General features: G+C 57.1%; 27 protein-coding genes. 12 read left to right on the top strand and 15 right to left on the bottom strand.

Annotated features, from left to right (window positions below):
* Positions 1–374: 374 nt before the first annotated feature.
* A complete protein-coding gene (tyrS, locus tag ACZRMS_RS06570) occupies positions 375–1574 on the bottom strand; it encodes a tyrosine--tRNA ligase (protein ID WP_463994625.1) in 1200 nt (399 codons plus the stop codon).
* A gap of 213 nt (positions 1575–1787) precedes the next feature.
* Here tyrS and ACZRMS_RS06565 point away from each other — a divergent pair, with 213 nt between their 5' ends.
* Together ACZRMS_RS06565 and ACZRMS_RS06560 are read left to right on the top strand one after the other, a co-directional pair.
* Entirely contained in the window at positions 1788–3188 is a 1401-nt protein-coding gene (locus ACZRMS_RS06565) for a peptidoglycan DD-metalloendopeptidase family protein (RefSeq protein ID WP_463994624.1), read from the top strand.
* A gap of 3 nt (positions 3189–3191) precedes the next feature.
* Positions 3192–4283 (top strand): anhydro-N-acetylmuramic acid kinase, encoded by a 1092-nt coding sequence (locus tag ACZRMS_RS06560; protein WP_463994623.1) that lies wholly within the window; start codon positions 3192–3194, stop codon positions 4281–4283.
* A 75-nt stretch (positions 4284–4358) separates the two neighbouring features.
* Here the strand turns inward: ACZRMS_RS06560 and erpA are convergent, their stop codons facing one another.
* On the bottom strand, positions 4359–4709 hold the full coding sequence (erpA, locus tag ACZRMS_RS06555; protein WP_003444456.1) for an iron-sulfur cluster insertion protein ErpA: 351 nt from the start codon (positions 4707–4709) through the stop codon (positions 4359–4361).
* A gap of 135 nt (positions 4710–4844) precedes the next feature.
* Entirely contained in the window at positions 4845–5879 is a 1035-nt protein-coding gene (gene argC / locus ACZRMS_RS06550; protein ID WP_048361088.1) for an N-acetyl-gamma-glutamyl-phosphate reductase, read from the bottom strand.
* A 133-nt stretch (positions 5880–6012) separates the two neighbouring features.
* Here argC and hemJ point away from each other — a divergent pair, with 133 nt between their 5' ends.
* The 6 genes from hemJ (at position 6013) to coq7 (ending at position 10042) form a co-directional block, all read left to right on the top strand.
* A complete protein-coding gene (gene hemJ / locus ACZRMS_RS06545) occupies positions 6013–6438 on the top strand; it encodes a protoporphyrinogen oxidase HemJ (protein WP_463994622.1) in 426 nt (141 codons plus the stop codon).
* Positions 6439–6468: 30 nt separating this feature from the next.
* The gene (locus ACZRMS_RS06540; RefSeq protein ID WP_463994621.1) at positions 6469–7428 is read left to right on the top strand and encodes an NAD(P)H-dependent flavin oxidoreductase; all 960 of its coding nucleotides are present in this window, start codon (positions 6469–6471) and stop codon (positions 7426–7428) included.
* 62 nt (positions 7429–7490) lie between these two features.
* Entirely contained in the window at positions 7491–8006 is a 516-nt protein-coding gene (locus ACZRMS_RS06535; protein WP_463994620.1) for a DUF805 domain-containing protein, read from the top strand.
* Positions 8007–8082: 76 nt separating this feature from the next.
* On the top strand, positions 8083–8871 hold the full coding sequence (locus ACZRMS_RS06530) for an SDR family NAD(P)-dependent oxidoreductase (RefSeq protein WP_463994619.1): 789 nt from the start codon (positions 8083–8085) through the stop codon (positions 8869–8871).
* A 66-nt stretch (positions 8872–8937) separates the two neighbouring features.
* A complete protein-coding gene (locus ACZRMS_RS06525) occupies positions 8938–9276 on the top strand; it encodes a histidine triad nucleotide-binding protein (RefSeq protein WP_463994618.1) in 339 nt (112 codons plus the stop codon).
* A 118-nt stretch (positions 9277–9394) separates the two neighbouring features.
* On the top strand, positions 9395–10042 hold the full coding sequence (gene coq7, locus ACZRMS_RS06520; protein ID WP_463994617.1) for a 2-polyprenyl-3-methyl-6-methoxy-1,4-benzoquinone monooxygenase: 648 nt from the start codon (positions 9395–9397) through the stop codon (positions 10040–10042).
* Between the two features lie 59 nt (positions 10043–10101).
* Here the strand turns inward: coq7 and speD are convergent, their stop codons facing one another.
* On the bottom strand, positions 10102–10893 hold the full coding sequence (gene speD, locus ACZRMS_RS06515) for an adenosylmethionine decarboxylase (RefSeq protein ID WP_016782404.1): 792 nt from the start codon (positions 10891–10893) through the stop codon (positions 10102–10104).
* 240 nt (positions 10894–11133) lie between these two features.
* Entirely contained in the window at positions 11134–11556 is a 423-nt protein-coding gene (locus ACZRMS_RS06510; RefSeq protein ID WP_463994616.1) for an OsmC family protein, read from the bottom strand.
* A 222-nt stretch (positions 11557–11778) separates the two neighbouring features.
* Here ACZRMS_RS06510 and crp point away from each other — a divergent pair, with 222 nt between their 5' ends.
* On the top strand, positions 11779–12423 hold the full coding sequence (gene crp / locus ACZRMS_RS06505; protein WP_463994615.1) for a cAMP-activated global transcriptional regulator CRP: 645 nt from the start codon (positions 11779–11781) through the stop codon (positions 12421–12423).
* Here crp and ACZRMS_RS06500 read toward each other — a convergent pair.
* From ACZRMS_RS06500 to ACZRMS_RS06485, 4 genes are all read right to left on the bottom strand, one after another.
* The gene (locus ACZRMS_RS06500) at positions 12420–13121 is read right to left on the bottom strand and encodes a lipoate--protein ligase family protein (protein ID WP_463994614.1); all 702 of its coding nucleotides are present in this window, start codon (positions 13119–13121) and stop codon (positions 12420–12422) included. The genes crp and ACZRMS_RS06500 overlap by 4 nt on opposite strands.
* A 74-nt stretch (positions 13122–13195) precedes the next feature.
* Positions 13196–14032, bottom strand: a complete 837-nt coding sequence (gene trpC / locus ACZRMS_RS06495) for an indole-3-glycerol phosphate synthase TrpC (RefSeq protein ID WP_463994613.1) — start codon at positions 14030–14032, stop codon at positions 13196–13198.
* Positions 14029–15078 carry an anthranilate phosphoribosyltransferase gene (gene trpD / locus ACZRMS_RS06490; protein ID WP_463994612.1) on the bottom strand — a complete coding sequence of 350 codons (1050 nt, stop codon included), beginning with the start codon at positions 15076–15078 and terminating at the stop codon, positions 14029–14031. Before trpD ends, trpC begins: the two co-directional genes overlap by 4 nt.
* 9 nt (positions 15079–15087) lie before the next feature.
* Positions 15088–15681, bottom strand: a complete 594-nt coding sequence (locus ACZRMS_RS06485) for an aminodeoxychorismate/anthranilate synthase component II (RefSeq protein ID WP_463994611.1) — start codon at positions 15679–15681, stop codon at positions 15088–15090.
* A gap of 397 nt (positions 15682–16078) precedes the next feature.
* On the opposite strand from ACZRMS_RS06485, the gene estP reads away from it, so the two are divergent.
* Positions 16079–18007, top strand: a complete 1929-nt coding sequence (estP, locus tag ACZRMS_RS06480; RefSeq protein ID WP_463994610.1) for an esterase EstP — start codon at positions 16079–16081, stop codon at positions 18005–18007.
* Between the two features lie 84 nt (positions 18008–18091).
* Here estP and trpE read toward each other — a convergent pair whose 3' ends face one another.
* The 3 genes from trpE to rpe all read right to left on the bottom strand — a co-directional run bounded on the left by trpE (position 18092) and on the right by rpe (position 21133).
* Positions 18092–19573 (bottom strand): anthranilate synthase component I, encoded by a 1482-nt coding sequence (trpE, locus tag ACZRMS_RS06475; protein ID WP_463994609.1) that lies wholly within the window; start codon positions 19571–19573, stop codon positions 18092–18094.
* Between the two features lie 70 nt (positions 19574–19643).
* Positions 19644–20462, bottom strand: coding sequence for a phosphoglycolate phosphatase (locus ACZRMS_RS06470; RefSeq protein ID WP_463994608.1), 819 nt, complete (start codon positions 20460–20462; stop codon positions 19644–19646).
* Entirely contained in the window at positions 20459–21133 is a 675-nt protein-coding gene (gene rpe, locus ACZRMS_RS06465) for a ribulose-phosphate 3-epimerase (RefSeq protein WP_019823117.1), read from the bottom strand. Before rpe ends, ACZRMS_RS06470 begins: the two co-directional genes overlap by 4 nt.
* A gap of 287 nt (positions 21134–21420) precedes the next feature.
* Here rpe and ACZRMS_RS06460 point away from each other — a divergent pair, with 287 nt between their 5' ends.
* Both ACZRMS_RS06460 and ACZRMS_RS06455 read left to right on the top strand, forming a co-directional pair.
* Positions 21421–21879, top strand: a complete 459-nt coding sequence (locus tag ACZRMS_RS06460) for an REP-associated tyrosine transposase (protein ID WP_463994607.1) — start codon at positions 21421–21423, stop codon at positions 21877–21879.
* 280 nt (positions 21880–22159) lie between these two features.
* Positions 22160–23134, top strand: a complete 975-nt coding sequence (locus tag ACZRMS_RS06455) for an alpha/beta hydrolase family protein (RefSeq protein WP_463994606.1) — start codon at positions 22160–22162, stop codon at positions 23132–23134.
* Positions 23135–23140: 6 nt separating this feature from the next.
* Here ACZRMS_RS06455 and ACZRMS_RS06450 read toward each other — a convergent pair whose 3' ends face one another.
* Genes ACZRMS_RS06450 through ACZRMS_RS06440 form a run of 3 tightly spaced genes read right to left on the bottom strand, consistent with a single transcriptional unit; the run spans position 23141 to position 25600 of the window.
* Entirely contained in the window at positions 23141–23905 is a 765-nt protein-coding gene (locus ACZRMS_RS06450; protein ID WP_463994605.1) for a TerB family tellurite resistance protein, read from the bottom strand.
* 1 nt (position 23906) lies between these two features.
* Positions 23907–24578 (bottom strand): N-acetylmuramate alpha-1-phosphate uridylyltransferase MurU, encoded by a 672-nt coding sequence (murU, locus tag ACZRMS_RS06445; protein WP_463994604.1) that lies wholly within the window; start codon positions 24576–24578, stop codon positions 23907–23909.
* On the bottom strand, positions 24575–25600 hold the full coding sequence (locus tag ACZRMS_RS06440) for an aminoglycoside phosphotransferase family protein (RefSeq protein ID WP_463994603.1): 1026 nt from the start codon (positions 25598–25600) through the stop codon (positions 24575–24577). Before ACZRMS_RS06440 ends, murU begins: the two co-directional genes overlap by 4 nt.
* Positions 25601–25663: the final 63 nt, after the last annotated feature.

Genomic DNA, 25663 nt, shown 5'->3' with positions numbered 1-25663 from the left:
TATCAGTCTGACTCCACAAGCACCCACACGAATTGCTTGATTCAGTTGTTAAAGAGCGGTTGGTTAGCTTTCGCTGAACCGAGGCGCGCATTCTACAGCAGCCTCTGTTGCTGTCAAGCGGTTATTTTAAGATGTTTTCAAAGTTTCCCCTGCAACATCAACCACTTGCGCTTTCGATCTCTCGTTAGCGGGAGGCGAATTCTACAGTGTTACACGCTGCTGTCAACACCTCATTTCCTGCTTCGATGACTTGAAGCTGGCACTCTCGAAAACTTATCCAACTCATTGAAACTCAAGGAGTTTTCCGTTTCGATCTCGCCGGAAGTGGGCGCATTATAGGCCAATAAAATGCGCCGTCCAGTACTAATCTCAGTTTATTCAGCTTTTAGCGTGATCCGGGCAAAAGCCTTCTTGCCAGCCTGGCAAACATGAGTCGAACCCAGTGCATATATATAGGTGCGATCAACAACATCACCATCTATACGCACACCACCCGACCCAAGCAGATCTCGCGCCACCGCTGAGTTCTTAACCAGACCTGCCTTATTAAGGACAGCAGCAATCGGCATATCCTCAGTAGCAGTCAACTCAATTTCAGGAAGATCATCAGGCAGCTCGCCATCCTTCATCCGGTTACCAGCGCCACGATGAGCATTGGCTGCCGCTTCTTCACCATGGAATCGAGCCACAATCTCTTCAGCCAGCTTGATCTTGATATCGCGCGGGTTTGCCCCTGCCTCGACTTCAGCCTTGAAGGCGCTGATCTCCTCCATCGAGCGAAAGCTAAGCAGCTCGAAGTATCGCCACATCAGCGCATCCGGAATAGACACCAGCTTGCTGTACATCACCCCCGGCGCCTCCTGGATACCTACATAGTTGCCCAGAGACTTGGACATCTTCTTGACGCCATCCAGCCCTTCAAGCAAAGGCATGGTCAAAATGCACTGGGGCTCCTGACCGTAGCCGCGCTGCAGCTCGCGCCCCATCAGCAAGTTGAACTTCTGGTCCGTACCACCCAGCTCAACATCCGCCTTCAATGCAACCGAGTCATACCCCTGCACCAGCGGGTAAAGAAACTCATGGATCGCGATCGGCTGATTCGTGGTGTAGCGCTTATCAAAGTCATCGCGCTCAAGCATGCGAGCAACGGTGTATTGGGATGTCAGGCGAATGAAGTCTGCAGGCCCCATCTGATCCATCCAGGTGGAGTTGAACGCAACCTCGGTTTTAGCCGGATCAAGAATCTTGAAGACCTGAGTCTTATAAGTTTCAGCGTTTTCGAGCACCTGCTCACGCGTCAACGGTGGACGGGTTGCACTCTTGCCACTCGGATCACCAATCATCCCGGTGAAGTCACCGATTAGAAAGATCACCTGATGACCCAATTCCTGGAACTGGCGCAACTTATTAATGAGTACGGTATGACCCAAGTGCAGATCAGGCGCCGTGGGGTCGAATCCGGCCTTAATACGCAACGGCTGACCGCGCTTGAGTTTCTCGACCAATTCAGACTCGACCAGTACCTCTTCGGCACCACGCTTGATTAGCGCTAGCTGCTCTTCAACCGACTTCATATCAGACCCGTAAGGCTCAAATTCAAAGGGAACCAACCATACAAGATCAGAGACTAATTACAAGTTCTGGCCGGCATACGGCGTCTATCAGCGCGCGAACAGCTCGCGGGCTTGCTTCAAGGGCGATTTGGTTATATTTTATACAGTTATTTCATATTCATTGTGCCAGTCATCTTTTCCAATTCATCCTTTATCTCAAAGTCAAAATCATCTATGACCAGTCAACCGCCTAAAGCGCCACCGCTTTATCCGAAGACCCACCTGCTTGCCGCAAGTGGTATCGCCGCTCTTTTAAGCTTGGCCCTGCTGGTATTCCCCTCCAGCGAAGTAGAAGCCAAACGAACGACTCTAAATCTGGAGCTGGAAACCCCTGCTGAACAACTGACACAAGATCAAGACGCTGCTGAGCTCGTTCAAGCCACAAATGAAGCTAATCCATCGCCATTTGCCCAGATTGAACAACAGGACAATGCCCCGGTAGAGACCGCCAAAACCGAACCCGAGCTTGGCCCCAGCCACCGCGAAGTGATCGTCAGCAAGGGTGATACGCTTTCAACCCTGTTCCAGAAGGTAGGCCTGCCAGCGACCTCCGTGCATGAGGTACTGGCCAGCGACAAACAAGCCAAGCAATTCAGCCAGCTCAAGCACGGCCAGAAGCTCGAGTTTGAAATGAGCCCCGATGGCCAACTGAGCAGGCTGCATAGCCAGGTCAGTGACCTTGAGACCATTACCCTTAACAAAAGCGCCAAAGGCTATACGTTTCGCCGCATCACCGCACAACCGACCATGCGCTCGGCCTATGTACACGGCGTGATCAACAGTTCGCTGTCTGTGTCCGGCCAACGTGCAGGCCTGCCACACAGCATGACCATGGACATGGCCAAGGTGTTTGGTTATGACATCGACTTCGCCCAGGATATCCGTCCGGGTGACCAGTTCGAAGTGATCTACGAGCAGAAAGTAATCAACGGCAAGACCGTCGGTACTGGCAACATCCTTTCTGCGCGCTTCACCAACCGCGGCAAAACTTTCACCGCCGTGCGTTATACCAACAAACAAGGTGTCAGCAACTACTACACCGCCGATGGCAGCAGCATGCGCAAGGCATTCATCCGTACACCGGTAGACTTTGCCCGCATCAGCTCACGCTTCTCTTCTGGCCGCAAGCACCCAATCCTGAACAAGATCCGCGCCCACAAAGGTGTGGATTACGCAGCACCGCGCGGTACGCCAATCAAGGCAACCGGCGATGGCAAAGTGCTTCTGGCAGGCCGTCGTGGTGGCTACGGCAACACCATCATCATTCAACACGGCAACACCTACCGCACGCTTTACGGGCATATGCAGGGCTTCGCCAAAGGCGTTAAAACCGGCGGGTCCGTAAAACAAGGACAAGTGATTGGCTACATCGGCACAACCGGCCTTTCAACCGGCCCGCACCTGCACTACGAGTTCCAGGTTAATGGTGTGCACGTTGACCCACTGGGCCAGAAACTCCCGATGGCCGACCCGATTGCAAAAGCCGAGCGCACTCGCTTCATGCAACAGAGCCAGCCGTTGATGGCGCGCATGAACCAGGAGAAGGCCACTCTCCTGGCCTCGAGCAAGCGCTAAGCAATGGCCCTCTATATAGGTGTTATGTCCGGAACCAGCCTTGACGGTATGGATATTGCCCTTATAGAAATGGGGGCTGGCATCACGCTGCTCGCCACCCATTACATCCCCATGCCGAATGCCCTGCGTAACGAGTTGCTTGGCTTGTGCGCCAGCGGCCCGGATGAAGTGGCTCGCTGTGCAATTGCCGAAAACCACTGGGTCAAACTGGCGGCACAGGGCGTGAACACGCTCCTGGCACAGCAACATCTATCCCCGGCAGATATCCGCGCGATTGGCAGCCATGGCCAGACCATACGGCATGAACCCGCCCGGGGCTTTACGGTGCAGATCGGCAACCCTGCACTCTTGGCAGAACTGACCAGTATCTGCGTCGTCGGCGATTTCCGTCGTCGCGATGTGGCTGCCGGAGGCCAGGGCGCCCCTTTGGTTCCGGCTTTTCATGAAGCCTTGTTCACCGATAACCGTGGTAACAGAGCAGTACTTAACGTAGGCGGTTTCAGTAACTTAAGCCTGATAACAGCTACAGCGCCCGTTGCAGGGTTCGACTGCGGCCCGGGTAATGTCCTGCTGGATGCCTGGATACTGGAAAAGCGCGGCGAACTCTATGACCGTAACGGTGACTGGGCTGCAAGCGGCAAGGTTGAGCCTCTGTTGCTCAATGCCCTGCTCAGCGATTCGTTCTTCCAGACCAAGGGCCCAAAAAGTACAGGCCGTGAGGTGTTCAACCTCGCATGGCTGAAACAGCATCTGTTCAGCCTGCCTGCTTTCCCTGCCGAAAACGTCCAGGCAACCCTGCTGGAGCTCACAGCGCAGACCATCGTGCAGTCCCTGCAGGCAGCCCAGCCAAACACGGACGAGCTGCTGGTGTGTGGTGGCGGCGCCCACAACGCGGCCTTGATGGCCCGCCTCGAAAATTTGCTCGCTCCAGCCCGGGTGAGCAGCACACAGGCCAAGGGCGTTGATCCCGACTGGGTAGAAGCAATGGCTTTTGCATGGCTTGCCCACTGCTGCCTGGAAAGCATCCCCACCAACCGCCCCAGCGTTACCGGCGCACGCGGGCTTCGCGTACTGGGCGCGATCTACCCCGCCTGACTTTCCCCATCAAAAGCCACACAGCAAAACGCCGCGAATCTACGCGGCGTTGAGTTTGAAGCCTGTGCGCTGCAATCAGATAGAGAACGACGAGCCGCAACCACATGTCGTGGTGGCATTCGGGTTCTTGATCACGAAGCGCGAGCCTTCCAGACCCTCCTGATAATCCACCTCGGCTCCTGCCAGGTATTGGAAGCTCATTGGATCGACCACCAGGCTTACGCCTTCGCGCTCCACAATGGTGTCGTCATCGGCCACTTCTTCATCGAAGGTGAAACCATACTGAAAACCGGAACAACCGCCGCCCGTAACGAAAACGCGCAACTTCAAACGATCATTACCCTCTTCATCGACCAGGCTCTTCACCTTGTGCGCAGCACCTTCGGTGAATTGCAAAGCCATGGGGGTGAAGGATTCGACGCTCATGCTGACTATCTCCCGGCGCTATGCCGCCATAATGCGTGATGACGCGCATTATCCGCTTCTCCTAGAAAAGCGGTCAACTACTCATACGTAGCAGCGGCACGCCACTGGCCTGCCGCTTGAAACGGGAAACTGCAGTTAAGGCAGCATTCCCGCGTGGGACAAGCCCAGACGCTCATCCAGGCCAAACAGGATATTCATGTTTTGAACCGCCTGCCCAGAAGCGCCCTTGACCAAATTATCGATCACCGACAACACCACTACCAGGTCGCCGTCCTGTGGCCGGTGCACCGCAATACGGCAGACGTTGGCACCGCGCACACTGCGGGTTTCCGGGTGACTGCCCGCAGGCATCACATCAACAAACGGCTCGTTGGCATAACGCTTTTCGAACAGCGCCTGCAGGTCTACGGAGCGATCAACCACGGTGGCGTACAACGTGGAGTGGATGCCGCGAATCATCGGCGTCAAATGCGGGACGAATGTCAGGCCCACATCTTTTCCAGCAGCACGACGCAGCCCCTGGCGAATTTCTGGCAGATGGCGATGGCCTTTAACCGCATACGCCTTCATGCTTTCGGACGTTTCTGCGTATAGCGAACCTACGCTAGCGCCACGGCCAGCACCGCTTACACCCGACTTGCAGTCAGCGATCAGCAACGACGTATCCGCCAGTCCAGCTTCCAGCAAAGGCAGAAAACCCAATTGGGTTGCAGTTGGATAGCAACCCGGCACCGCGATCAGGCGCGCCTGCTTGATTTGCTCACGATTGACTTCCGGCAGCCCGTATACCGCCTCGTCCAGCAGCTCTGGCGCACCATGGGGCTGGCCGTACCACTTGGCCCACTCATCAGCGTCCTGCAACCGGAAATCAGCGGAGAGATCGATCACCTTGGTGCCAGCGTCCAGCAGCTCGCCGGCCAGCGCATGGGCTACGCCATGGGGAGTGGCAAAGAACACCACGTCGCAAGCAGCCAATGCCTGGGTATCAGGCACGCTGAAGGCCAGACCATCGTAGTGACCACGCAGGTTGGGATACATATCGGCCACTGGCAGGCCAGCCTCGGATCGTGAAGTAATGACAACCACTTCAGCCTGCGGATGCTGTGCCAGCAAACGCAGCAATTCGACCCCGGTGTAACCCGTGCCGCCGACAATACCGACCTTGACCATAACCTGCCCTCAACGAACCCACTGGAAAGCCCTCGATAATAGGGACACCACGCCTCTGCGACAACCGCCAAGGTGACTCGCAGGCGCTCTACTACTACTATTTGATCTACCGTGAACCTGGGAATAACTAAAAATGCTTTATCTATGGCTCAAAGCCTTCCACATCATCAGCATCGTCTGCTGGTTTGCCGGCCTCTTTTACCTGCCTCGCCTCTTTGTTTACCACGCACAAAGCGAAGACGCCGTCAGTAAAGAACGATTCAGCATCATGGAACGTAAGCTGTATCGCGGCATCATGGGTCCGGCAATGATTGCGACCCTGATCTTCGGCGGCTGGCTGCTCATGCTCAACCCTGGTTTTCTCAGCCAAGGCTGGATGCACGTCAAACTGACGCTGGTGTTCTTGCTGATCGGCTACCACCACATGTGTGGCGCGCAGGTAAAACGCTTTGCCCGTGGTGAAAACACGCGTACTCACGTGTTCTATCGCTGGTTCAACGAAGTGCCGGTGGTGTTCTTGCTGGCTATCGTAATTCTGGTGGTGGTCAAACCGTTTTAAACTCACTTCCTGACGATCCGAGGTTATCCAATGTCACTGCCCGCTCTGCTTGAACAACGCTTGCGCCTGCCGGTAGTTGCCGCTCCCATGTTTCTGATTTCCAACCCGCAACTCGTCCTGGCCTGCTGTCGCAACGGTGTTGTAGGCAGTTTCCCTGCGCTCAACCAGCGCGAGAGCAGCGGGTTCAAGGCATGGCTTGAAGAGATCGAAGCCGGGCTCGCGGCATTGGATAACCCTGCGCCCTACGCCGTAAACCTGATCGTGCACAACAGCAACCCGCGGCTGCAGGCGGATCTGGCGATCTGCATCGAGCACAAGGTGCCTGTCGTCATTACCAGCCTGGGCGCCGTCAAGGAGGTCGTTGATGCCGTCCACAGCTATGGCGGCCTGGTGTTCCACGATGTCACCACCCGCCGTCATGCCGAGAAAGCCGCAGAAGCCGGGGTCGACGGTCTGATTGCCGTCGCCGCCGGAGCCGGTGGGCATGCCGGTACCTGGAGCCCTTTTGCACTCGTGGCCGAAATCCGGCAGTTTTTCAACAAGACCGTGCTGCTCTCGGGCTGCCTGAATCACGGCCACGAAATCCTGGCGGCCCAGATTCTGGGCGCAGACCTTGCTTACCTCGGTACACGCTTTATCGCTACCCAAGAAAGCCATGCGCCTGACGCCTACAAAGAGATGCTGCTGGCATCCCGCGCCGCCGACATCATTCACACCCCGGCGGTATCAGGGGTACCCGCCAGTTTCATGCGCCAAAGCCTGGAAAACGCAGGGTTCGACCTCGCGGCACTCCAGGGCAAGGGCGAAACCCGGCTTAAACCGCTGACTGATGAAGCCAAGGCATGGAAAACAGTCTGGTCTGCTGGCCAAGGCGTAGGTGATATCCACGACCTGCCAACAATTGACCAATTGATCGCGCGCCTTGATGAGGAATACCGCAAGGCACAACACCTCGCATCAAGGCTTGCCCAGCACTGGCCGCATCACTGACATTGACCAGCCCGCCAACCTCGGCGGGCTTTTTTTAAACACATCCGGACAAGGAAGCCACCATGCCCGAGCTGAGCCTGGACAAAACCCCTCAAGAACAATACGCACCGCTGGACCCTTTGGGGTTCAGTGGCCGGATCGGGCGTTTGCGGCTGCTGGCCTGGAGCATGGTCATCAGCAGCATCGCCATGGTGACGTCACTGCTGGTACTGCTTGCCATCAAGGTCTCCCCCACGCTTGGCATTACCTGTGGTGCAACGCTCACACTGGCCTACTTCATCATCAGCCTGAGAATCAGCGCCCAGCGCTTGCATGACATCAACTGGTCCGCCTGGATGCTGTTGCTGCATCTGGTGCCCGTGGCCAACCTGGTCCTGTCCCTCATGATGCTGTTAATGCCCGGCACTCCCGGCCCCAATAAGTACGGCCCGCCGCCACCGCCCAATAGCCGGGCAGTCAACGTACTGGCGGCAATCACGATCTTTTTGATTGGGTTGAGCATTTGCGCAATGGTTGCCGTGCTGGCTTTGGGCCTGATGACTGCGGTGATCAACGCAGTCAACAGCAACAGCCTGTAGACTGCGTGCCTTAATGAACGCGTTAACGCCAGGGACATCATTGTCACCGGACTGTACCGTTGCAATGGAGAACAGCATGACCCGTTACGCTTTAATCACTGGTGCCACCAGCGGCATCGGTCTGGCCCTGGCTGAAGCCCTTGCCCGACGCGGGCGCAGCCTGATTTTGGTGGCCCGACAGCGGGATGCGCTGGAAACCATTGCACTTGAGCTGACCCAGCGTTTTGGCGTCGAGGTTTTGTTCCGCGCCTGCGATCTGGGCGAACCCCTGCGCCTGTCCGGTTTTTTGCTGGAGCTCGAAGAAGGTGACCGCCAGATCGACCTGCTGGTCAATTGCGCGGGCATTGGCACCTGCGGCCCGTTCCTTGCCCACGACTGGAGCGCCGAACAGGACCTGATTGAGCTCAACGTCCTCGCACTCACCCGCTTGTGCCATGCCGTAGGCAACATGATGGCTGTTCAGGGCGGCGGGCAAATTCTCAATGTCTCTTCGATCGCAGCTTTCCAGCCAGGGCCGTGGCTTAGCACCTACTTTGCGAGCAAGGCCTATGTGCTGAATTTTTCCGAAGGCTTGCGCGAAGAGGTGAAAAAAACCGGCATCAAGGTCTCGGTGCTTTGCCCCGGCATCACGCGCACCCGCTTTTTTGATGCCGCCAAAATGAATACCGACGCCATCAAGCAAAGCACCAGCGCCATGACTCCCGAAGAAGTTGCGCTCTATACCGTGCGCGCACTCGACAAGAACAAGGCGATCATCATTCCAGGGCGACGCAACCGCTGGATAACTCGCATGCCGCGCCTGCTCTCACGCTGGATGACGCGAAAAATAGCCGCTTCGGTTAACAAATCCTACTGCCCTCGTTAACGAGGCTGGGCGTAACTGACTGCCCTGAGTACACTCAGACCGGACTTCACTCACGGAGACACAGCTTTGGATACTCTGTTTACCAAGATCATCAACCGTGAAATACCCGCCAGGATCATCTATGAAGATGATCAAGTGCTCGCGTTTCACGACATCGCACCACAAGCACCGGTCCACTTTCTGGTTATTCCGAAAAAGCCGATTCGCACGCTTAACGATTTGACCGAAGAAGACAAACCGCTGGCCGGCCACATCCTGTTCACCGCGCAACGTCTTGCCAAAGAACTGGGCTGCGAAGACGGTTTTCGCGTGGTGATGAACTGCAATGAACAGGGCGGCCAAACGGTCTACCACATTCATATGCACGTGCTGGGTCAGCGCCAGATGAACTGGCCGCCGGGTTAATTGACCGATGATTCTGACGCGCGAGCCCCATGGCTCTCGCGTTCGCCCATGATCCAACGCAAACCCCAGCCGTCTGATTGGGGTAAACTGGCCGCCGTGATTTTTTCCGGAGGTAAGCATGACTACCCAACGTCACTACTCGCCGATTGACCGTCTTCTGTTACAAGCCGATACCGCCTTGCGCACCTTGCTGCCGTTCAGCGGCCAGCCCCATCGCCCATCGCCGGCCATCGTCAAGCCCGAGACCCAGCTGGACCCGCAGGCTACCCGCCATGTCGCCGGGCTGATGCGTATCAACCATACCGGCGAAGTCTGCGCCCAGGCCTTGTATCAAGGCCAGGCCCTGACCGCCAAGCTGCCGCGCATACGCGAAGCCATGGAACATGCCGCTGAAGAAGAAATCGACCACCTGGCCTGGTGCGAACAGCGTATCCGCCAATTGGGTAGTCATCCCAGCGTGCTGAACCCGCTGTTTTACGGCCTGTCCTTCGGCATCGGTGCAGCAGCAGGGCTGATTAGCGACAAGGTCAGTCTGGGGTTCGTGGCCGCGACCGAAGATCAGGTATGCAAGCATCTGAACGAGCATCTTGAGCAACTGCCCGCTGAAGATGAAAAATCGCGGGCGATTCTTGAACAAATGCGTATCGACGAGGAACAGCATGCCGAGTCGGCCCTTAATGCTGGCGGCTACCGTTTCCCTGCCCCGGTCAAGTTCGGCATGAGCCTGATGGCCAAAGTCATGACTAAAAGCACGTACCGCATCTGACAGCCGCCATAAAAAAGGCGGCTACCTCTCGGTTAGCCGCCTTTTTTGTTGCCGCAAATTTACGCCATGTTGCGAGCGTAGAAAATTTCCAGCATTTCGTGCTTCACACGCTCAGTGACCTGCGCGCGCTGTTCAACCGAAAGATTGCTGGTCGCATCGCCGAACAGGTAGTTATCCAGTTCGAACTCCTTGAGCAGCATCTTGGTGTGGAACAGGTTCTCTTGATACACATTCACGTCGGTCATCTGGTAACCGTCGCGAGTGTCTTCGGAAAGGTAGTTCTGGATCGAATTGATCTCGTGATCGATAAAGTGCTTTTTACCTTCCACATCACGGGTAAAACCACGTACGCGGTAGTCGACAGTCACGATATCCGAATCAAACTGATGGATCAGATAGTTGAGAGCTTTAAGCGGTGAAATAACGCCGCACGTCGACACATCAATATCCACGCGGAATGTTGCAATACCGTCTACCGGGTGAATCTCCGGATAGGTATGAACCGTGATATGACTTTTGTCGAGATGAGCCAGGATGGTCTCGGGCAGCGGACCTGGGGACTCTTCGATCTGGCTTTCGGTAGGAATCACCGGCTGCTCGGAAATCAGAATAGTCACACTGGCACCTTGGGGATCGTAATCCTGACGGGCGATGTTCAGGATGTTGGCACCAATGATATCAACCACATCTGTAAGGATCTGCGTCAGGCGTTCTGCGTCGTACTCTTGATTGATGTACTCAACGTATGCCTGCTGGTCTTGCGGGGTTTCCGCATAACAGATGTCATAGATGTTGAAGCTCAAGGTCTTTGTCAGGTTATTGAACCCGTGGAGCTTGAGTTTGCTTTTCACCGTTATAAAACTCTCTATGTCGATGCGGCTCGGCCGCGTGATCCAGCATGCCCGTCAAGTGCGTAGGACGCACCTGCGTAGGACGGTTAACACCTCTTCGCGATGGCGATTTTGGTTATCTGTTCGGACATGCGGCCGGGAACTACCCCCGCCACTACCCTGAAAAAAGTGGCGCATTATGCAGACGTCAGCGACTGTTCGCCAGAGTCTGCATCGCATTTATGAAAATTGAATGTCCACTCACGCCAACTCAACAATTTCATAGTCATGACTGATGGCAACACCTGCTGCGCCCAGCATGATCGACGCCGAGCAATACTTCTCGGCCGACAGCTCGATGGCACGTTTGACCTGGGCCTCTTTAAGGCCGCGGCCCTTGACCACAAAGTGCAGGTGAATCTTGGTGAATACCTTTGGATCTTCAGTGGCGCGCTCGGCTTCCAGGAAGGCTTCGCAGCTCTCAACTGCCTGACGCGACTTCTTCAGAATGCTGACAACGTCAAAGTTGCTGCAACCACCGAGCCCCAGCAACAGCATTTCCATCGGGCGTACACCCAGATTGCGACCGCCGCTTTCAGGCGGACCGTCCATCACAACAACGTGACCACTGCCTGATTCGCCCAAAAACATGGCTTCGCCAGCCCATTGAATGCGTGCCTTCATCGCCCAGACTCCACTGTTTTAAAAGGGGCGCCAGCTTAGCACAGGGCCCGAAATCGATAACTCGCTACACTGAAGCGTTTCTCTAACAACACACTCAGAAAATTCTACAAACCCCGTAGAACCTGTCTGGTAAGCTGGCGCCAAATCGCTGGCGCCTGCCAGCAAACGCTCTATATAAAAATAGATCCAACCCTTACTGTGCAAGCTTTTCGGGATACAACCATGGTTGCCCTTACTCCCATACCAAAGATCAAGAACCTCGACAAATTTTTGACTCATTGCCAACGCAAACGCTACCCGTCCAAGAGCAATATCATCTGCGCCGGGGAGTCCTCGCACACCCTGTTCTTCATTATCAAAGGCTCAGTAACAGTTTTGATTGAGGACGAGGAAGGTCGCGAAATGATCATCGCTTATCTCAACTCTGGTGACTTTATTGGCGAGCTGGGCCTGTTTGAACAAGCAGGGCATGAGCAGACACGCAGTGCATGGGTTAGGGCCAAGACCGAGTGCGAAGTTGCAGAGATCAACTATCAAAAATTCAGAGAATATACTCAGCAAGAGCCAGAAATTCTTTACGCGCTTAGTGGCCAAATAGCACAGCGCCTGCGTAACACTACGCGCAAGGTCGGTGATCTGGCGTTCTTTGATGTCACGGGAAGGGTCGCTCGTTGCCTGCTGGAGCTCTGCAAGCAACCCGATGCCATGACTCATCCGGATGGCATGCAAATAAAAATTACCCGTCAGGAAATTGGCAGGATCGTTGGCTGTTCGCGGGAGATGGTAGGACGCGTGCTCAAGGGGCTGGAAGAACAGAACCTGGTGAGCGTCAAAGGCAAGACCATGGTGGTATTCGGAACACGTTAAGGCTTTAGCAGGGGCGCCAGGATCTGTTGATAACTGGCACTCAAGCGCTCAAAGAAGTCGGGCGCCGCAAACACTTCATGCAACGCTATATGGCTGTCGGCCCGGCAGCGCTGCTCCAGTTCACACAACTGATTGAAGCGGTTAACCGCGGCCACCATCGACTCACGCTCGTCTTCTACCAGTAACGCACCGTGTACCAAGCCGACAGGGCGCTGCCCACCTTGGCTCTGGCGCCAGCGCTGAGCGGTGCCTACCAGTTTTCGTGCGTTTAGATTGACGTTGAAACGGCCATCACAAAAGGCGCCTTCAACCTCCCCCAACGATGCAGCCCCACCCAACTGGGTCAGCAAATCACAAACGGGTTCGCACAAGCGCCGGTACGCGGCTTCGATTCGGCCGTGATCGCCTTCACTGCGCAAAGGTGCGTAGACCAGGGCGATGTTGATCGTCGAGGCCGACTGAGGAACCGGCTCGCCGCCCGTCTCACGCAACAGGATGGGCCAGCCGCTGGCTGCCAGCTCGACGCTGGCCTGATCAAAGCCCGGTAAACGGCTCAAGCGCCGCGGCATGACCAAGGCCCGATCCGTGGGTTGCCAGAACAACACTCCCGCCTCTATTTCCCCGGCGCAAACCGAGGCCAGCAAATCCTGCTCGGCCTTAAGACCCGCTTCGACGGTGAGGTGTTTGATCAGAGGCATGCGAATCCTTTCGAGCGCAGAACAACAATGACTGTGGGAGCGAGCCTGCTCGCTCCCACCGGTAGTTTTGCGAGTCAGTCCAGCGTCGAACCGGTTACCTGTAAAGCCCGCTCCGGGAAGAACAAGCGCTGCAGTTCATTACCCGGGTTCTCGGCACGCATGAAGGCCTCGCCAACCAGGAACGAATAGACCTCGCTGATTTCCATCAGTTCGACATCGGCACGGTTAAGAATTCCGCTCTCGGTGATCACCAGACGGTCACGCGGCACACGTGGCAACAAATCCAGTGTGGTTTCCAGGCTGACTTCAAAGGTATGCAGGTTGCGGTTGTTAATGCCCACCAGCGGCGTGTCGAGGGTTTTCAGTGCGCGCTCAAGCTCATCGCCATCATGCACCTCTACCAGCACATCCAGCCCGACGCTTTTGGCAACGGCAGCCAGCTCGGCCATTTTAACGTCGTCCAGAGCGGATACGATCAGCAGCACGCAGTCGGCACCCAACGCCCGGGCTTCAACGATTTGATACGGATCGATCATGAAGTCCTTGCGGATCACCGGCAAGGTACAGGCCGCACGGGCCTGTTGCAGGTACGCGTCGGCGCCCTGGAAGTAATCGATATCGGTCAGCACGGACAAGCACGTAGCACCGCCCGACTGGTAGCTTTTGGCTATTTCGGCAGGGACGAAGTGCTCGCGAATCACACCTTTGCTCGGCGAAGCCTTTTTGATTTCCGCAATTACCGCAGGCTGTTTTTTCTTGGCCTGCGCCAGCAAGGCGCTGGCAAAGCCGCGGACAGGATCGGCCTGAGCCGCCATACGTTCAAGTTCAGCCAGGCTCACGCGCGCGCTTCGCTCGGCAACCTCTTGAACCTTGCGTGCCAGAATATTTTCCAGAACGGTTGGCACACTCATGCTTCATTCTCCTGCTTGAAAATCGCGGTAAATGCGCCCAGCTCTTCGAGCTTTTCCCGGGCCAACCCGGTGTGCAGCGCGTCGTGGGCCAATTCCACACCTTCTTTGAGTGTGTAGGCAAGGTCTGCGGCGTACAGTGCAGCACCCGCATTGAGCACAATCATTTCAGCGGCTTTCTGTCCCGCTTCAGTTTTACGACGCCCCAGTGCATCGCGGATAAGTTCCAGCGACTGTTCCGGGCTATCGACCACCAGGCCAAACAGGCTTTGGCTCTTGATCCCCAGGTCTTCAGGCTGAACCCAATACTCGGAGATCTCACCGTTCTTCAGCTCTGCAACATAGGTAGGCGCGGCCAGGCTGAACTCATCCAGCCCGTCTTGCGAATGCACCACCAGTACGTGCTTGCTGCCCAGACGCTGCAACACTTCAGCCAATGGCCGGCACAGTGCCTGGTTGAACACGCCGACCACTTGATGCAACACACCAGCCGGATTCGTAAGCGGGCCAAGCATGTTGAACAAGGTTCTCAGGCCAAGGTCCCGACGCGGGATAGCCGCGTGTTTCATTGCGCCGTGATGGCACTGGGCAAACATAAAACCGATGCCCACGCTGTCGATGCAGCGGGCGACTTGAACCGGCGTCAGGTTCAGATATACGCCGGCCGCTTCCAGCAAGTCGGCACTGCCGCTTTTGCCCGAGACGGCACGGTTGCCATGCTTGGCCACGGTGCAGCCGGCGGCAGCAATCACCAGGGCCGAAGCCGTCGACACGTTGAAAATATTCGCGCCATCGCCACCGGTACCAACAATGTCGACCACCCCATCGAGGGTCTTGAGTTCAACCTTGTCAGCCAGCTCGCGCATGACAGTGACGGCACCCACGATCTCGTCGATGCTTTCGCTCTTCATGCGCATGCCCATCATGAACGCGCCAATCTGCGCCTCGGTGCATTGACCGGTCATGATGTCGCGCATGACATCGCGCATTTCATCGGTGGTCAGGTCGAGGTGGCCGACGATACGGTTCAGGGCTGTCTTGATATCCATTTGAAGTCCTTAGCGCGTGCCGCCGGTTTGTTTAAGAAAGTTGGCAAACAATTCATGACCTTGTTCGGTCAGGATCGATTCAGGGTGAAACTGCACCCCTTCGATGTTTAGCGTCTTGTGGCGCAGGCCCATGATCTCGTCCACCGAACCATCTTCAAGCTGAGTCCAGGCGGTCAGTTCCAGACAGTCCGGCAGGGTTTCACGCTTGACCACCAGCGAGTGGTAGCGGGTCACGGTCAGCGGATTGTTCAGGCCCTGAAATACCCCTGTATCGAGGTGATAAACCGGGCTGGTCTTGCCGTGCATCACTTGCCGGGCGCGGACCACATCACCGCCGAAAGCCTGGCCGATGGATTGATGGCCCAGGCACACGCCCAGGATCGGCAGCTTGCCGGCAAAGTGTTTGATGACTTCGAGGGAGATGCCCGCCTCGTTCGGCGTGCATGGGCCGGGGGAGACCACAATGCGCTCTGGCTTGAGCGCTTCGATCTCGGCCACGGTCAGTTCGTCATTGCGCACGACCTTGACTTCGGCACCCAGCTCGCCGAGGTATTGCACAACGTTGTAAGTAAAAGAGTCGTAATTATCGATCATCAGCAGCATGTTGCTAAACCTCTGAATTCACTGACATTCAAAACTGTTTTCAGAACTCTATACCCGCAGTTTCAGTTGCTGGTTTGAGCACACCAACCGAGGGGAAGCCATTCAAGAAAACGCAGGGGGCAGGTCCGGCGTGGCCGGCAGAGAAATATTAGGCGCGCCAACGCCAACGGCCGTGGGCCTTAACAACTCGCATAAAGAGTTTGCTGATGATCAACACAGGAAGGGTCTCATTTCTACGTCCCGGCACAGTAACGTAGCCTCGCAGAAGGCGCAACACGGGGCAGCAAATACGGGGTAAAACATACTGACAATACTTTGTGTCTTTATTTATCACGAAACATTTAATACGAATTGTTTTGATAATGTCCGCGCTCCCAACAATAAAAAAGACCCTCCCATGCGCAGACTTTCACTACTCATCCCCCTGGCGGGATGCATTTTGTCCTTCGTTAGCGAACGCGCCATAGCGGCCCCAGCTCCCTACTCCACGATGATCGTATTCGGCGACAGTTTGAGTGACTCGGGGCAGTACATCGACTTGAGTGGCGCGGTCGGCGACAGCACACGCTTCACCAACCGTACCGGGCCTACATACAAGGAGTTCAAGGGTGAAGCCTATGCACCTGTTGCACCGATGCTGTTGGGAGCAAAGCTGGGCATCGCGCCCCGCGATCTTGCGCCGTCCACGTCGATGACCAGCGACACCGATGGCAACAACTGGGCAGTGGGCGGCTACCGGACCGACCAGATATTCAAATCCGTTACCAAAGTGTCAAAAGTAAGCGTACCCAAAGGCTGGTTCGGGGCAGGTTCAGTATTGCGCAGCCGACGCGGCTATCTTGTGGAAAACGGTTTCAAGGCAGACCCCAAGGCGTTGTACTTCATCTCGGGCGGCGGTAACGACTTCCTTGATGAGAGAGTAAGAAGTCCCGCCGAGGCAGCTAAAGCTGCACAGAATCTGGCAGACAGTGCCTTCGCCCTGCAACAGGCCGGGGCGCGCTACATCATGGTCTGGATGTTGCCCGACCTGGGCCTGACCCCGGCCATTTACGGCACACCTGCCCAGGCTGGCAGCAGCTACCTCAGTGCCGTGTTCAACACCGAACTGGCCCATCAACTCAGCCAGATAGACGCCGAGGTAATTCCCCTCAACATCCCGCTCTTGTTTCGTGAAGCTGTCGCCAATCCCGCTCGTTTTGGCCTGGCCACCGGGCACGATCTTGTCGGCACCTGCTTCAGCGGTGACGAATGCACGGAAAACCCGCAGTACGGCATCAATAGCCCGACGCCCGATCCCTCCAGGCTGTTGTTCAACGACTCGGTCCACCCCACCGAAACGGGGCAACGGTTAATCGCCGACTATGCCCACTCATTGCTGGCCGCCCCGTGGGAGGTGACGCTGTTACCGGTGATGGCCCAAGGCACGCTGAACGCTCATCAAGACCAACTGCGCAATCAGTGGGGCAGCGACAACCGTCAATGGCAAGCCGCAGGGCAATGGCGAGCGTTCGTCGCAGGGGGTGGGCAACGCTTGAATATTGACGAGCAGAACACCTCTGTAAGCGCTGATGGCAGAGGCTACAACGTCAATATCGGCACCAGCTTTCGACTGGATGAACGCTGGCGGCTGGGCGTTGCGGCCGGGTTCTATCGGCAACGTCTGGAAACGGGTGCCAACGAATCGGACTACAAACTCAATAGCTATCTGGGCAGCGCGTTTGCGCAATACCAACACAATCACTGGTGGGCTGATGCCGCGCTGACCTTGGGCAGGCTGGATTACGACGACCTCAACCGAAAGTTCGCCCTTGGCGCCAGCGAAAGGGTGGAAAAAGGGCAAACCGACGGCCACCTGCGGGCATTGAGCACGCGCCTGGGTTATGACATCGCACAGGCCTCAGCCACGTGGCACCTGTCGCCCTTTATCAGCGCCGACTATTCACGAGTAGAGGTTAATCGCTATGAAGAGAAAGGGCGGCGCTCGACCGCATTGAATTATGAAGTGCAGACACTCGTTTCAAATCGCCTTGGCGCGGGCTTGCTCGCCAGCTACCAGTTCACCCCGCAGACCCGGCTGTTTGCAGAAGCAGCCCATGAGCATGAGTTCCAGGATGCCACCCAGCGCCTGAGCATCGCGCTTAACAGCCTGCCCAACAACAGCTTCAAGCTCGAAGGCTATACACCACAAAGCAACCTCGACCGCATCAGCCTGGGGGCCAGCCACATGCTGACCGCCGACCTTGCGCTGCAGGCGGCTTATAACGTGAGGAAGAGTGATGGCGTAATTCAACAGGGAGCCAATATCGGGCTCAGCCTGAACTTCTAAAAACACCGCAGTGCTTGTAGGAGCGAGCCTGCTCGCGAAGGCCGTTCGCGAGCAGGCTCGCTCCCACAATGTATGCCACCAGGTTCAATCCCGAGGGGTTTGCTCGGCCAGGGCCACGGCACGGAACATTGCGCGACGCTTGTTCAGCGTCTCTTCCCATTCCAGGGCGGGAACCGAGTCAGCGACAATGCCGCCGCCAGCCTGTACATGCAATTCGCCGTTCTTGATCACCGCAGTGCGGATAGCAATGGCGGTATCCATATTGCCGTTCCAGGCGAAGTAACCGACCGCGCCGCCATACACACCACGCTTGACCGGTTCCAGCTCGTCGATGATTTCCATGGCACGGATTTTCGGTGCACCGGACAACGTACCCGCCGGCAGAATCGCCCGCAGTGCATCCATGGCCGTCAACCCGCTTTTCAGTTGGCCAGTCACGTTGGACACAATGTGCATCACGTTGGAGTAACGCTCGATCACCATCTTCTCGGTAAGTTTGACCGAGCCGATTTCAGAGACACGGCCCGTGTCGTTACGTCCCAGGTCGATCAGCATCAAGTGTTCGGCGATTTCCTTGTCATCACTGAGCAGGTCTTCTTCGAGGGCCAGATCGGCCTCTTCGGTTGCGCCACGGGGGCGAGTGCCCGCAATCGGGCGCACGGTGATCAGGTTGTCTTCGACCCGCACCAGTACTTCCGGCGAGCTACCCACTACGTGGAAGTCACCAAAGTTGAAGAAGTACATGTAAGGCGTCGGGTTGAAACAACGAAGCGCACGATACAAATCGATCGGTGCGGCCTTGAAGTCGATGGACATGCGCTGCGACGGCACCACCTGCATGCAATCGCCTGCAAGGATGTAGTCCTTGATCGTGTCGACGGCTTTTTCGTAGTCGTTCTGGGTGAAGCTGGAACGGAACACCGGATCGGCCGCTTGCTGTGCAGTGAAGTCCAGACCGCGACGCGGGGTGATCGGCTGACGCAGCTGCTCGAGCAGTGTCTCAAGCCGGGCCTGACCTTCTTCGTAGGCGTCAGGTTGAGACGGGTCAACCAGCACGATGGCGTGCATCTTGCCGGCCAGGTTATCGAACACCACGACAGCGTCCGAAACCATCAGCAAAATGTCCGGCACGCCCAGCGGATCAGGGTTAGGGCACTTGCCCAGACGCTTTTCCACATAGCGCACGCAGTCATAACCAAAATAGCCCACCAGGCCACCGTTGAAACGCGGCAAACCGGCAATGGTCGGCACGTTATAACGCGCCTTGAATTCTTCAACGAAGGTCAGTGGATCTTCAGCTTCGCAGGACTCGATCTCGACACCATCATGGGTCACGCTGATCTGGTGATCATGCACACGCAAAACCGTGCGGCATGGCAAACCAATGATCGAATAACGCCCCCACTTTTCACCGCCCTGCACCGACTCCAGCAAATAGGAGTTGGGCTGATCAGCCAGTTTCAGGTAGATCGACAGCGGCGTGTCGAAGTCGGCAAGGGTTTCACGTGCAAGGGGGATACGGTTGTAGCCGGCAGCGGCCAAACGCAGGAATTCTTCGCGGGTCATGAGGTGCCTCGTGGTCTGAGGGTAAAACGGTCAGGTATGCAAACGTGCCGGCTATGCGGCCAGATTCAAGTCAGGCGCGCCAACGCCAACGGGCCAGGGCCTTGATAACTTTCATCCAGAGTTTGCGAGTGACCACCACGATAGAGTCTCTTCGAGAGGGGGAAACAGAATTGCCCAACGTTATCTCAGGCGCAGAATCTAAGCAACCGGCTATCAGTTCTTGCAGGTTGCCAATCACCATATCCGGTGATTCCTCTTCAATCGGCCGACCGTGGTTGTAGCCATAGCTCAGGGCTACGCAGCGCACACCGGCGGCTTTGGCGGCCAGCACGTCATTGCGCGAATCGCCGACAAACATCGACTGGGCGGGCGTTACACCGGCCATTTTCATCACAAACAACAGTGCCGCCGGGTCTGGCTTTTTCTGTGGCATGGTGTCGCCACCGACAATCCAGCGAAAAAACCGCCCCAGCTTCAACTCATCCAGCAAAGGCGCCACGAAGCGCTCCGGTTTGTTGGTGATCAGGGCCATTTCAACGCCCTGCTTTTGCAGCCACTTGAGGCTTTCACGCACGCCCGGGTAGACCTTGGTGTGTTCATGGCCGCCGTCGTATGCCTCCATGAAAATCTCCAGCGCCTGCCCGGCTTCGGCATCGTCGACACCGCTGCCATCCATGTTACCGGCCAGGGCACGACGCACCAGCATGGGTGCGCCGTTGCCGATCCACAGCCGCACGTTTTCAATTCCGGCGGGGGGACGACCCAACTTGAGCAGCATGGTTTCCACGGCGACTGCCAGATCCGGTACTGAGTCAATCAGGGTGCCATCCAGATCGAACATCACCAGTTTTGGCAGCTGCCCCTGGAGTAGCTGCTCAAAACGGCTCATGGACGGGCCAACGCAAGCTCGGCACGCATTTTCTGGATGACTTCTTCATAGTTCGGCGTGTTGAAAATCGCGGAACCGGCGACAAAGGTGTCGGCTCCGGCTTCCGCGATTTCACGGATGTTGCCGACGTTTACGCCGCCGTCGATTTCGAGGCGAATCTCGCGACCGGAAGCATCGATCAGCGCACGGGCTTCACGCAGTTTGTCCAGCGTGCCCGGGATGAATTTTTGCCCGCCAAAACCCGGGTTGACGCTCATCAGCAAGATCATGTCGACCTTGTCCATCACGTACTTGAGCACATCCAGCGGGGTCGCCGGGTTGAACACCAGACCTGCCTTGCAACCGCCTTCACGGATCAGTTGCAGGGAGCGGTCGATGTGCTGGGTCGCTTCGGGGTGGAACGTGATGTAGGTCGCGCCGGCTTCGATGAAGTCGCCGATGATCCGGTCAACCGGGCTGACCATCAGATGCGCATCGATGGGAGCGGTGATGCCGTACTTGCGCAAGGCAGCGCAGACCATCGGGCCGATGGTCAGGTTGGGTACGTAATGATTGTCCATGACATCGAAGTGAACGATGTCAGCACCCGCGGCGAGTACGTTGTCCACTTCTTCGCCAAGGCGGGCGAAATCGGCGGATAGAATCGATGGGGCAATAGCGAAGGGCTGCATGACGCACCTTTTAGTGGGCTAAACACGGTGGCGCGCATTGTATACCGCCCACCGTGACGCGCACACCGTAGTAGCGATGATTGACTGGCGCATAACAAACCCCACACCGCGTTGTGTCAGGCAAAGTCGGGACTCAGGATTTGCGGCCGCTTCGCGACCGATCGTAACCTTCGGCAGCGATAAAGGCCGAAGGACCTTCCTGCAATATCTTGCGAATAAACACATCAGCCACATCAAAGTTTGACGCCTAGTTTTGAACAGACATCCATAACAACGAGGGCAAAGGAATGCCGCGCATCCATAACGGTAATCAACTATTAAAGGGCCGCCACTCCGAATCCGGCCGCATCTACCTGCTCACCACAGTTACTGAGCAAAGACGCCCGATTTTTCGCGATTTTCATCTGGGACGCCTCGTGGTCAACCAACTCCGGCACGCCCATGACGAGGGCATCGTCAACTCCATCGCCTGGGTAGTCATGCCTGATCATTGTCATTGGCTGGTCGAATTGCACAGCAAAACCCTGGGTGAGCTGATGTGCCGCATCAAGTCGCGCAGCAGTGTGGCCGTCAACGAGGCTGCCCAATCCAGAACCCGTCTATGGCAAAAGGGTTATCACGACCGGGTATTACGTAAAGAGGACGACTTGAAAGCCGCCGCCCGCTACCTCATCAAAAGCCCGATCCGCGCCCAACTGACCACACGGATCGGTGACTACCCCTTATGGGATGCCTGCTGGGTCTAGGGCTGAGCCGTGCGCAACTTCTCCCAGCGCCAGATCCGAATAGCTACGCCACACCCATTCAACGTTGAGAGCCTGCACCAGCCATTTCATCCGCTCGACAATTGCTGCAAGCGTTGATCGAACCGGGCATGCGGCACCGGCGCCGCATGCCCCATCAAGGGCAGCCATAACCAGCCGATAATCCACGGATAGCAAAAACGTCTCATCTAAACGCTCACACCCTGACAAATACTGATCAACCCATTACGCTGCCGGGACTACTTCTGGCCTGGAATAACTGATGCTTTCTTATCGTCTGGCACTGCCGGCGTTGTGCCTGTCGCTGATGTTGCCGCTTGCCCTGCCAGTACTTGCAGCCGAGAGCGAGGCCCCCGCCACGCCCGCAGTGCGTGACTCGCTGCCCGAACGCAGCCAGGAAGACGCGACGGCGCTTGAGCGACAAACCCCGCAACATGAGCAACAACAGTTGCAAACGCCGAACGGCAATTTTCTCGCCCTCTGGAAACCCGCCAACAGCAGCGCCCCCAGTGGTGCGGTGATTATCATCCCCGGGGCCGGTGAAACCGCTGACTGGCCGCAGACCGTTGGCCCTTTGCGCCGCAAGTTGCCGGACGCCAACTGGGCCAGTCTGAGCCTGAGCTTGCCGGACATGCAAAGCGAAGCCAGCCTGGCGCGGGAAGTCGAACCGGAGAAGCCTCCTACGGCATTAGCGACAGACAGCAGCAAAGCAGCCAGCACCACAGCCAAACCCATCGAGCAGGCGGCCAGTGCAGGCACCGAGAGTCCGGAGCCTGCGGCCACTCCAACGTTTGATCAATTGAACACTGTCGACGCAGAGCGCATCTTCGAACGCATCGACGCTGCCATCGCCTTTGCCCAGCAACAAAATATGCGCAGCATTGTGTTGCTGGGCCACGGCTCGGGGGCCTACTGGGCATCGCGCTATATCAGCGCAAAGCACCCGGCCCAGGTTAACAAGCTGATCATCGTGGCCGCCCGCAAGCCCGTTCAGGCACAGCCCGACTTGAGCCAGTTGACTCCCGGTCTAAACGTGGCGCTGCTGGATGTTTTCTATAAAGACCAGGCATCCGCCCGCGAGGCCGCGTTGCAGCGGCTGCAGGCCAGCAAACGGGCGAACGGGGCTAATTTCAAACAGGTCGGATTGCTCGGCATCCCGGGGAATCGGGACGCTGAGCAGGAACAGTTATTCCGTCGGGTGCGGGGCTGGCTCAGCCCGCTGCCTGCAGATAAGTAAGCGGCACTAAAAACCGTGTCGCTCGCGAATCAAGGCATAGGCTTGATGCAACTCGCGGGTTTTTTCAGTGGCCTCACGTACCTGTGATGCACTGGCGCCAGTACCGGCAACCTTGTCCGGGTGATGACGGCTGAGTAAACGGCGATAGGCGCGCTTGATCTGCGCCGGGTCGCTGCTTGCCACAACCCCGAGCAGGGTCAGCGATTGCTGATAAGTACCGCCACGGGTCGCCACGGGTTGTCTATGGGCTTCCTTTTCGCCCCCCAGCGCCAGAACCTGTTGCGCGCTCCAGCCCAGCCATCGCCCCCAAAGCACAATCAACTCACGCTCCTGGGGGGCGACACGGCCGTCCGCATGGATCATGCGCCAGCAGGCGCACAATACGCCTTCTGCTGCGTGGGGCTGGGCCTTGAGGCGCTGCAGGTAGCCGCGCAACGAATCAGTCCCGGCCTTGCCACGATTGAACGCTGCAATGGCACGCTTCTGTGCCGCAGGCTCCATATCAAGCTGGCGCATCTCATGCCGCGCCTGCTCGATATGTTTGTCCACCACCTGCCCGCCGCTTTTTGCCAGCCGGCCGAGCAAGACAAACAACAGCTCATCGTTGCGCAGGACCGGGCGGGCGCCCAGGCGTTCAAGCAGGTGCCCCCAACTGTGCAGCTGCAAGCGCCGATCCAGCGCCTGCCCTAATAAAGCACCGAGCATGGCCCCCGGAATACTGGCGATGAAAAAGCCCGCTCCGGCTCCAATCAGAGTCCCTGGCCACAACATGTCAGCAGGCGCCCTTGATCAGCGACTCGACCTCGGCCAAGCGCTCATGGGTACCCACATCCACCCAATGCCCCTGCAAACGTTCACCTGTGACTTGCCCGGCGGCCATGGCCTTTCGCAACAGCGGTGCCAACTTGAACGCGCCCCCCGTACAACCGTGGAACAGTTCAGGGGCCAACACTGCGATACCGCTGTAGGTCAGCGTATCCGCACCCGGTGCGCCATCTTGAACCCGGGCACCGCTCAGGCAGAAATCCCCTGTGGTGTGGTGCGCCGGATTATCTACCAGCACCAGATGAGCCAACCCTGTTAGCGGTTGGCGCAAACCGGCAAAGTCGTAGTCGGTCCAGATATCACCGTTTACCACCACAAACGGGCTGTCACCCAGCAGCGCCAACGCCTTGAAAATCCCGCCACCGGTTTCAAGCGGCTCACCTTCAGCGGAATACTGAATACTGACGCCAAATCGCGAGCCGTCGCCCAAGTGGTCTTCAATCTGCTGGCCCAGCCAGGCGTGATTGATCACGATCTCGGTAAAGCCTGCCGTCGCCAGTGCCCGCAAGTGGTACTCGATCAACGGCACGCCGCCGGCACGAATCAATGGCTTGGGCGTGTGAAGGGTCAATGGCCGCAAGCGCTCACCCTTGCCTGCCGCCAGAATCATCGCTTTCATAGATCAGCCTCGCTGACCAGGCCAAGACTGGCAAACAGTTCGCCCAGTTCAGCCAACTCAGGGCGTCGCGCCAACACAGCTTCTATATAAGAGAAGAATCGCGGCACATCGGCCAAATAGCGCGGCTTGCCATCGCGATGGCAAATACGGGCAAAAATGCCGATCACTTTCAAATGTCGCTGCACGCCCATCAGGTCGCTGGCACGCAGGAACTCGTCAAAGCTCGACTGCACCGGGATGCCCAACGGCAACGCCAGATTCCAGTAATCCTGAAGCCAGGCGCGCACACGCTCTTCGGGCCAGCTCAAAAAGGCGTCCTTGAACAGGCACGTGATGTCGTAGGTCACCGGGCCATACACCGCGTCCTGGAAATCCAGCACGCCAGGGTTGGGGATGCTGAGCATCAGGTTGCGCGGCATAAAGTCGCGGTGTACCAGCACCTGGGGTTGCGCCAGCGCGCTGTCGATCAACAGCCCGCTGACCCGCTTCCAGGCCGCCAGTTGCTGTTCATCGAACTCGTGGCCCAGATGGGCACGCACGTACCACTCGGGGAACAGCTCAAGTTCGCGGGTCAGCAATGCCACGTCATAGCAGGGCAAGGGCTCAACCATTGGCAGTTGCTGGAAGGCCAGCAAGGCTTCGATGGCATCCTTGAACAATTCATCGGCGTTGGTGCTGTTGATCACGTCGAGAAAGGTTTTATTGCCCAGATCGTTGAGCAAAAGAAAGCCGCGAGCGAGGTCCTGAGCGTAAATTTTCGGCACGTTTATCTGGCAGGTCCGCAACAAATCAGCAATATCGACGAAAGGTTTGCAGTTTTCCTGGGGTGGCGGCGCGTCCATGACGACAAAGCTGCGCCCCTCGCCCTCCCAGCGAAAGTAGCGTCTGAAACTCGCATCGCTACTGGCAGCAGTCAGCGTGGCTGGGGGTACGGCCCCCCAACCCTCATCCGCGAACAAGGTTGCCAACTGTTCATCGAGCCAAACTTTCAGGTGTTGCAAGCGTACATCTTGGTCAGGCATTACAAGGGTCTCCGACGGCGCTAGCCGTCAAGCGGGTCATGCTTTATTATCCAGAATCTTTTC

The sequence above is a fragment of the Pseudomonas sp. B424 genome (genome assembly GCF_055408345.1).
This window is presented reverse-complemented; position numbering and strand designations above follow the sequence as displayed.

Coding starts and splice junctions, on each gene's coding strand:
- ACZRMS_RS06540 (WP_463994621.1), top strand. CDS start 6,469: ATGTCACTGCCCGCTCTGCTTGAACAACGCTTGCGCCTGCCGGTAGTT.
- ACZRMS_RS06510 (WP_463994616.1), bottom strand. CDS start 11,556: ATGAAGGCACGCATTCAATGGGCTGGCGAAGCCATGTTTTTGGGCGAA.
- trpC (WP_463994613.1), bottom strand. CDS start 14,032: ATGAGTGTGCCAACCGTTCTGGAAAATATTCTGGCACGCAAGGTTCAA.
- ACZRMS_RS06455 (WP_463994606.1), top strand. CDS start 22,160: ATGCTTTCTTATCGTCTGGCACTGCCGGCGTTGTGCCTGTCGCTGATG.
- ACZRMS_RS06470 (WP_463994608.1), bottom strand. CDS start 20,462: ATGAGCCGTTTTGAGCAGCTACTCCAGGGGCAGCTGCCAAAACTGGTG.
- ACZRMS_RS06535 (WP_463994620.1), top strand. CDS start 7,491: ATGCCCGAGCTGAGCCTGGACAAAACCCCTCAAGAACAATACGCACCG.
- ACZRMS_RS06440 (WP_463994603.1), bottom strand. CDS start 25,600: ATGCCTGACCAAGATGTACGCTTGCAACACCTGAAAGTTTGGCTCGAT.
- argC (WP_048361088.1), bottom strand. CDS start 5,879: ATGGTCAAGGTCGGTATTGTCGGCGGCACGGGTTACACCGGGGTCGAA.
- crp (WP_463994615.1), top strand. CDS start 11,779: ATGGTTGCCCTTACTCCCATACCAAAGATCAAGAACCTCGACAAATTT.
- hemJ (WP_463994622.1), top strand. CDS start 6,013: ATGCTTTATCTATGGCTCAAAGCCTTCCACATCATCAGCATCGTCTGC.
- estP (WP_463994610.1), top strand. CDS start 16,079: ATGCGCAGACTTTCACTACTCATCCCCCTGGCGGGATGCATTTTGTCC.
- ACZRMS_RS06560 (WP_463994623.1), top strand. CDS start 3,192: ATGGCCCTCTATATAGGTGTTATGTCCGGAACCAGCCTTGACGGTATG.
- murU (WP_463994604.1), bottom strand. CDS start 24,578: ATGAAAGCGATGATTCTGGCGGCAGGCAAGGGTGAGCGCTTGCGGCCA.
- ACZRMS_RS06450 (WP_463994605.1), bottom strand. CDS start 23,905: ATGTTGTGGCCAGGGACTCTGATTGGAGCCGGAGCGGGCTTTTTCATC.
- tyrS (WP_463994625.1), bottom strand. CDS start 1,574: ATGAAGTCGGTTGAAGAGCAGCTAGCGCTAATCAAGCGTGGTGCCGAA.
- ACZRMS_RS06565 (WP_463994624.1), top strand. CDS start 1,788: ATGACCAGTCAACCGCCTAAAGCGCCACCGCTTTATCCGAAGACCCAC.
- ACZRMS_RS06485 (WP_463994611.1), bottom strand. CDS start 15,681: ATGCTGCTGATGATCGATAATTACGACTCTTTTACTTACAACGTTGTG.
- trpE (WP_463994609.1), bottom strand. CDS start 19,573: ATGACCCGCGAAGAATTCCTGCGTTTGGCCGCTGCCGGCTACAACCGT.
- ACZRMS_RS06530 (WP_463994619.1), top strand. CDS start 8,083: ATGACCCGTTACGCTTTAATCACTGGTGCCACCAGCGGCATCGGTCTG.
- ACZRMS_RS06460 (WP_463994607.1), top strand. CDS start 21,421: ATGCCGCGCATCCATAACGGTAATCAACTATTAAAGGGCCGCCACTCC.
- coq7 (WP_463994617.1), top strand. CDS start 9,395: ATGACTACCCAACGTCACTACTCGCCGATTGACCGTCTTCTGTTACAA.
- rpe (WP_019823117.1), bottom strand. CDS start 21,133: ATGCAGCCCTTCGCTATTGCCCCATCGATTCTATCCGCCGATTTCGCC.
- ACZRMS_RS06500 (WP_463994614.1), bottom strand. CDS start 13,121: ATGCCTCTGATCAAACACCTCACCGTCGAAGCGGGTCTTAAGGCCGAG.
- trpD (WP_463994612.1), bottom strand. CDS start 15,078: ATGGATATCAAGACAGCCCTGAACCGTATCGTCGGCCACCTCGACCTG.
- erpA (WP_003444456.1), bottom strand. CDS start 4,709: ATGAGCGTCGAATCCTTCACCCCCATGGCTTTGCAATTCACCGAAGGT.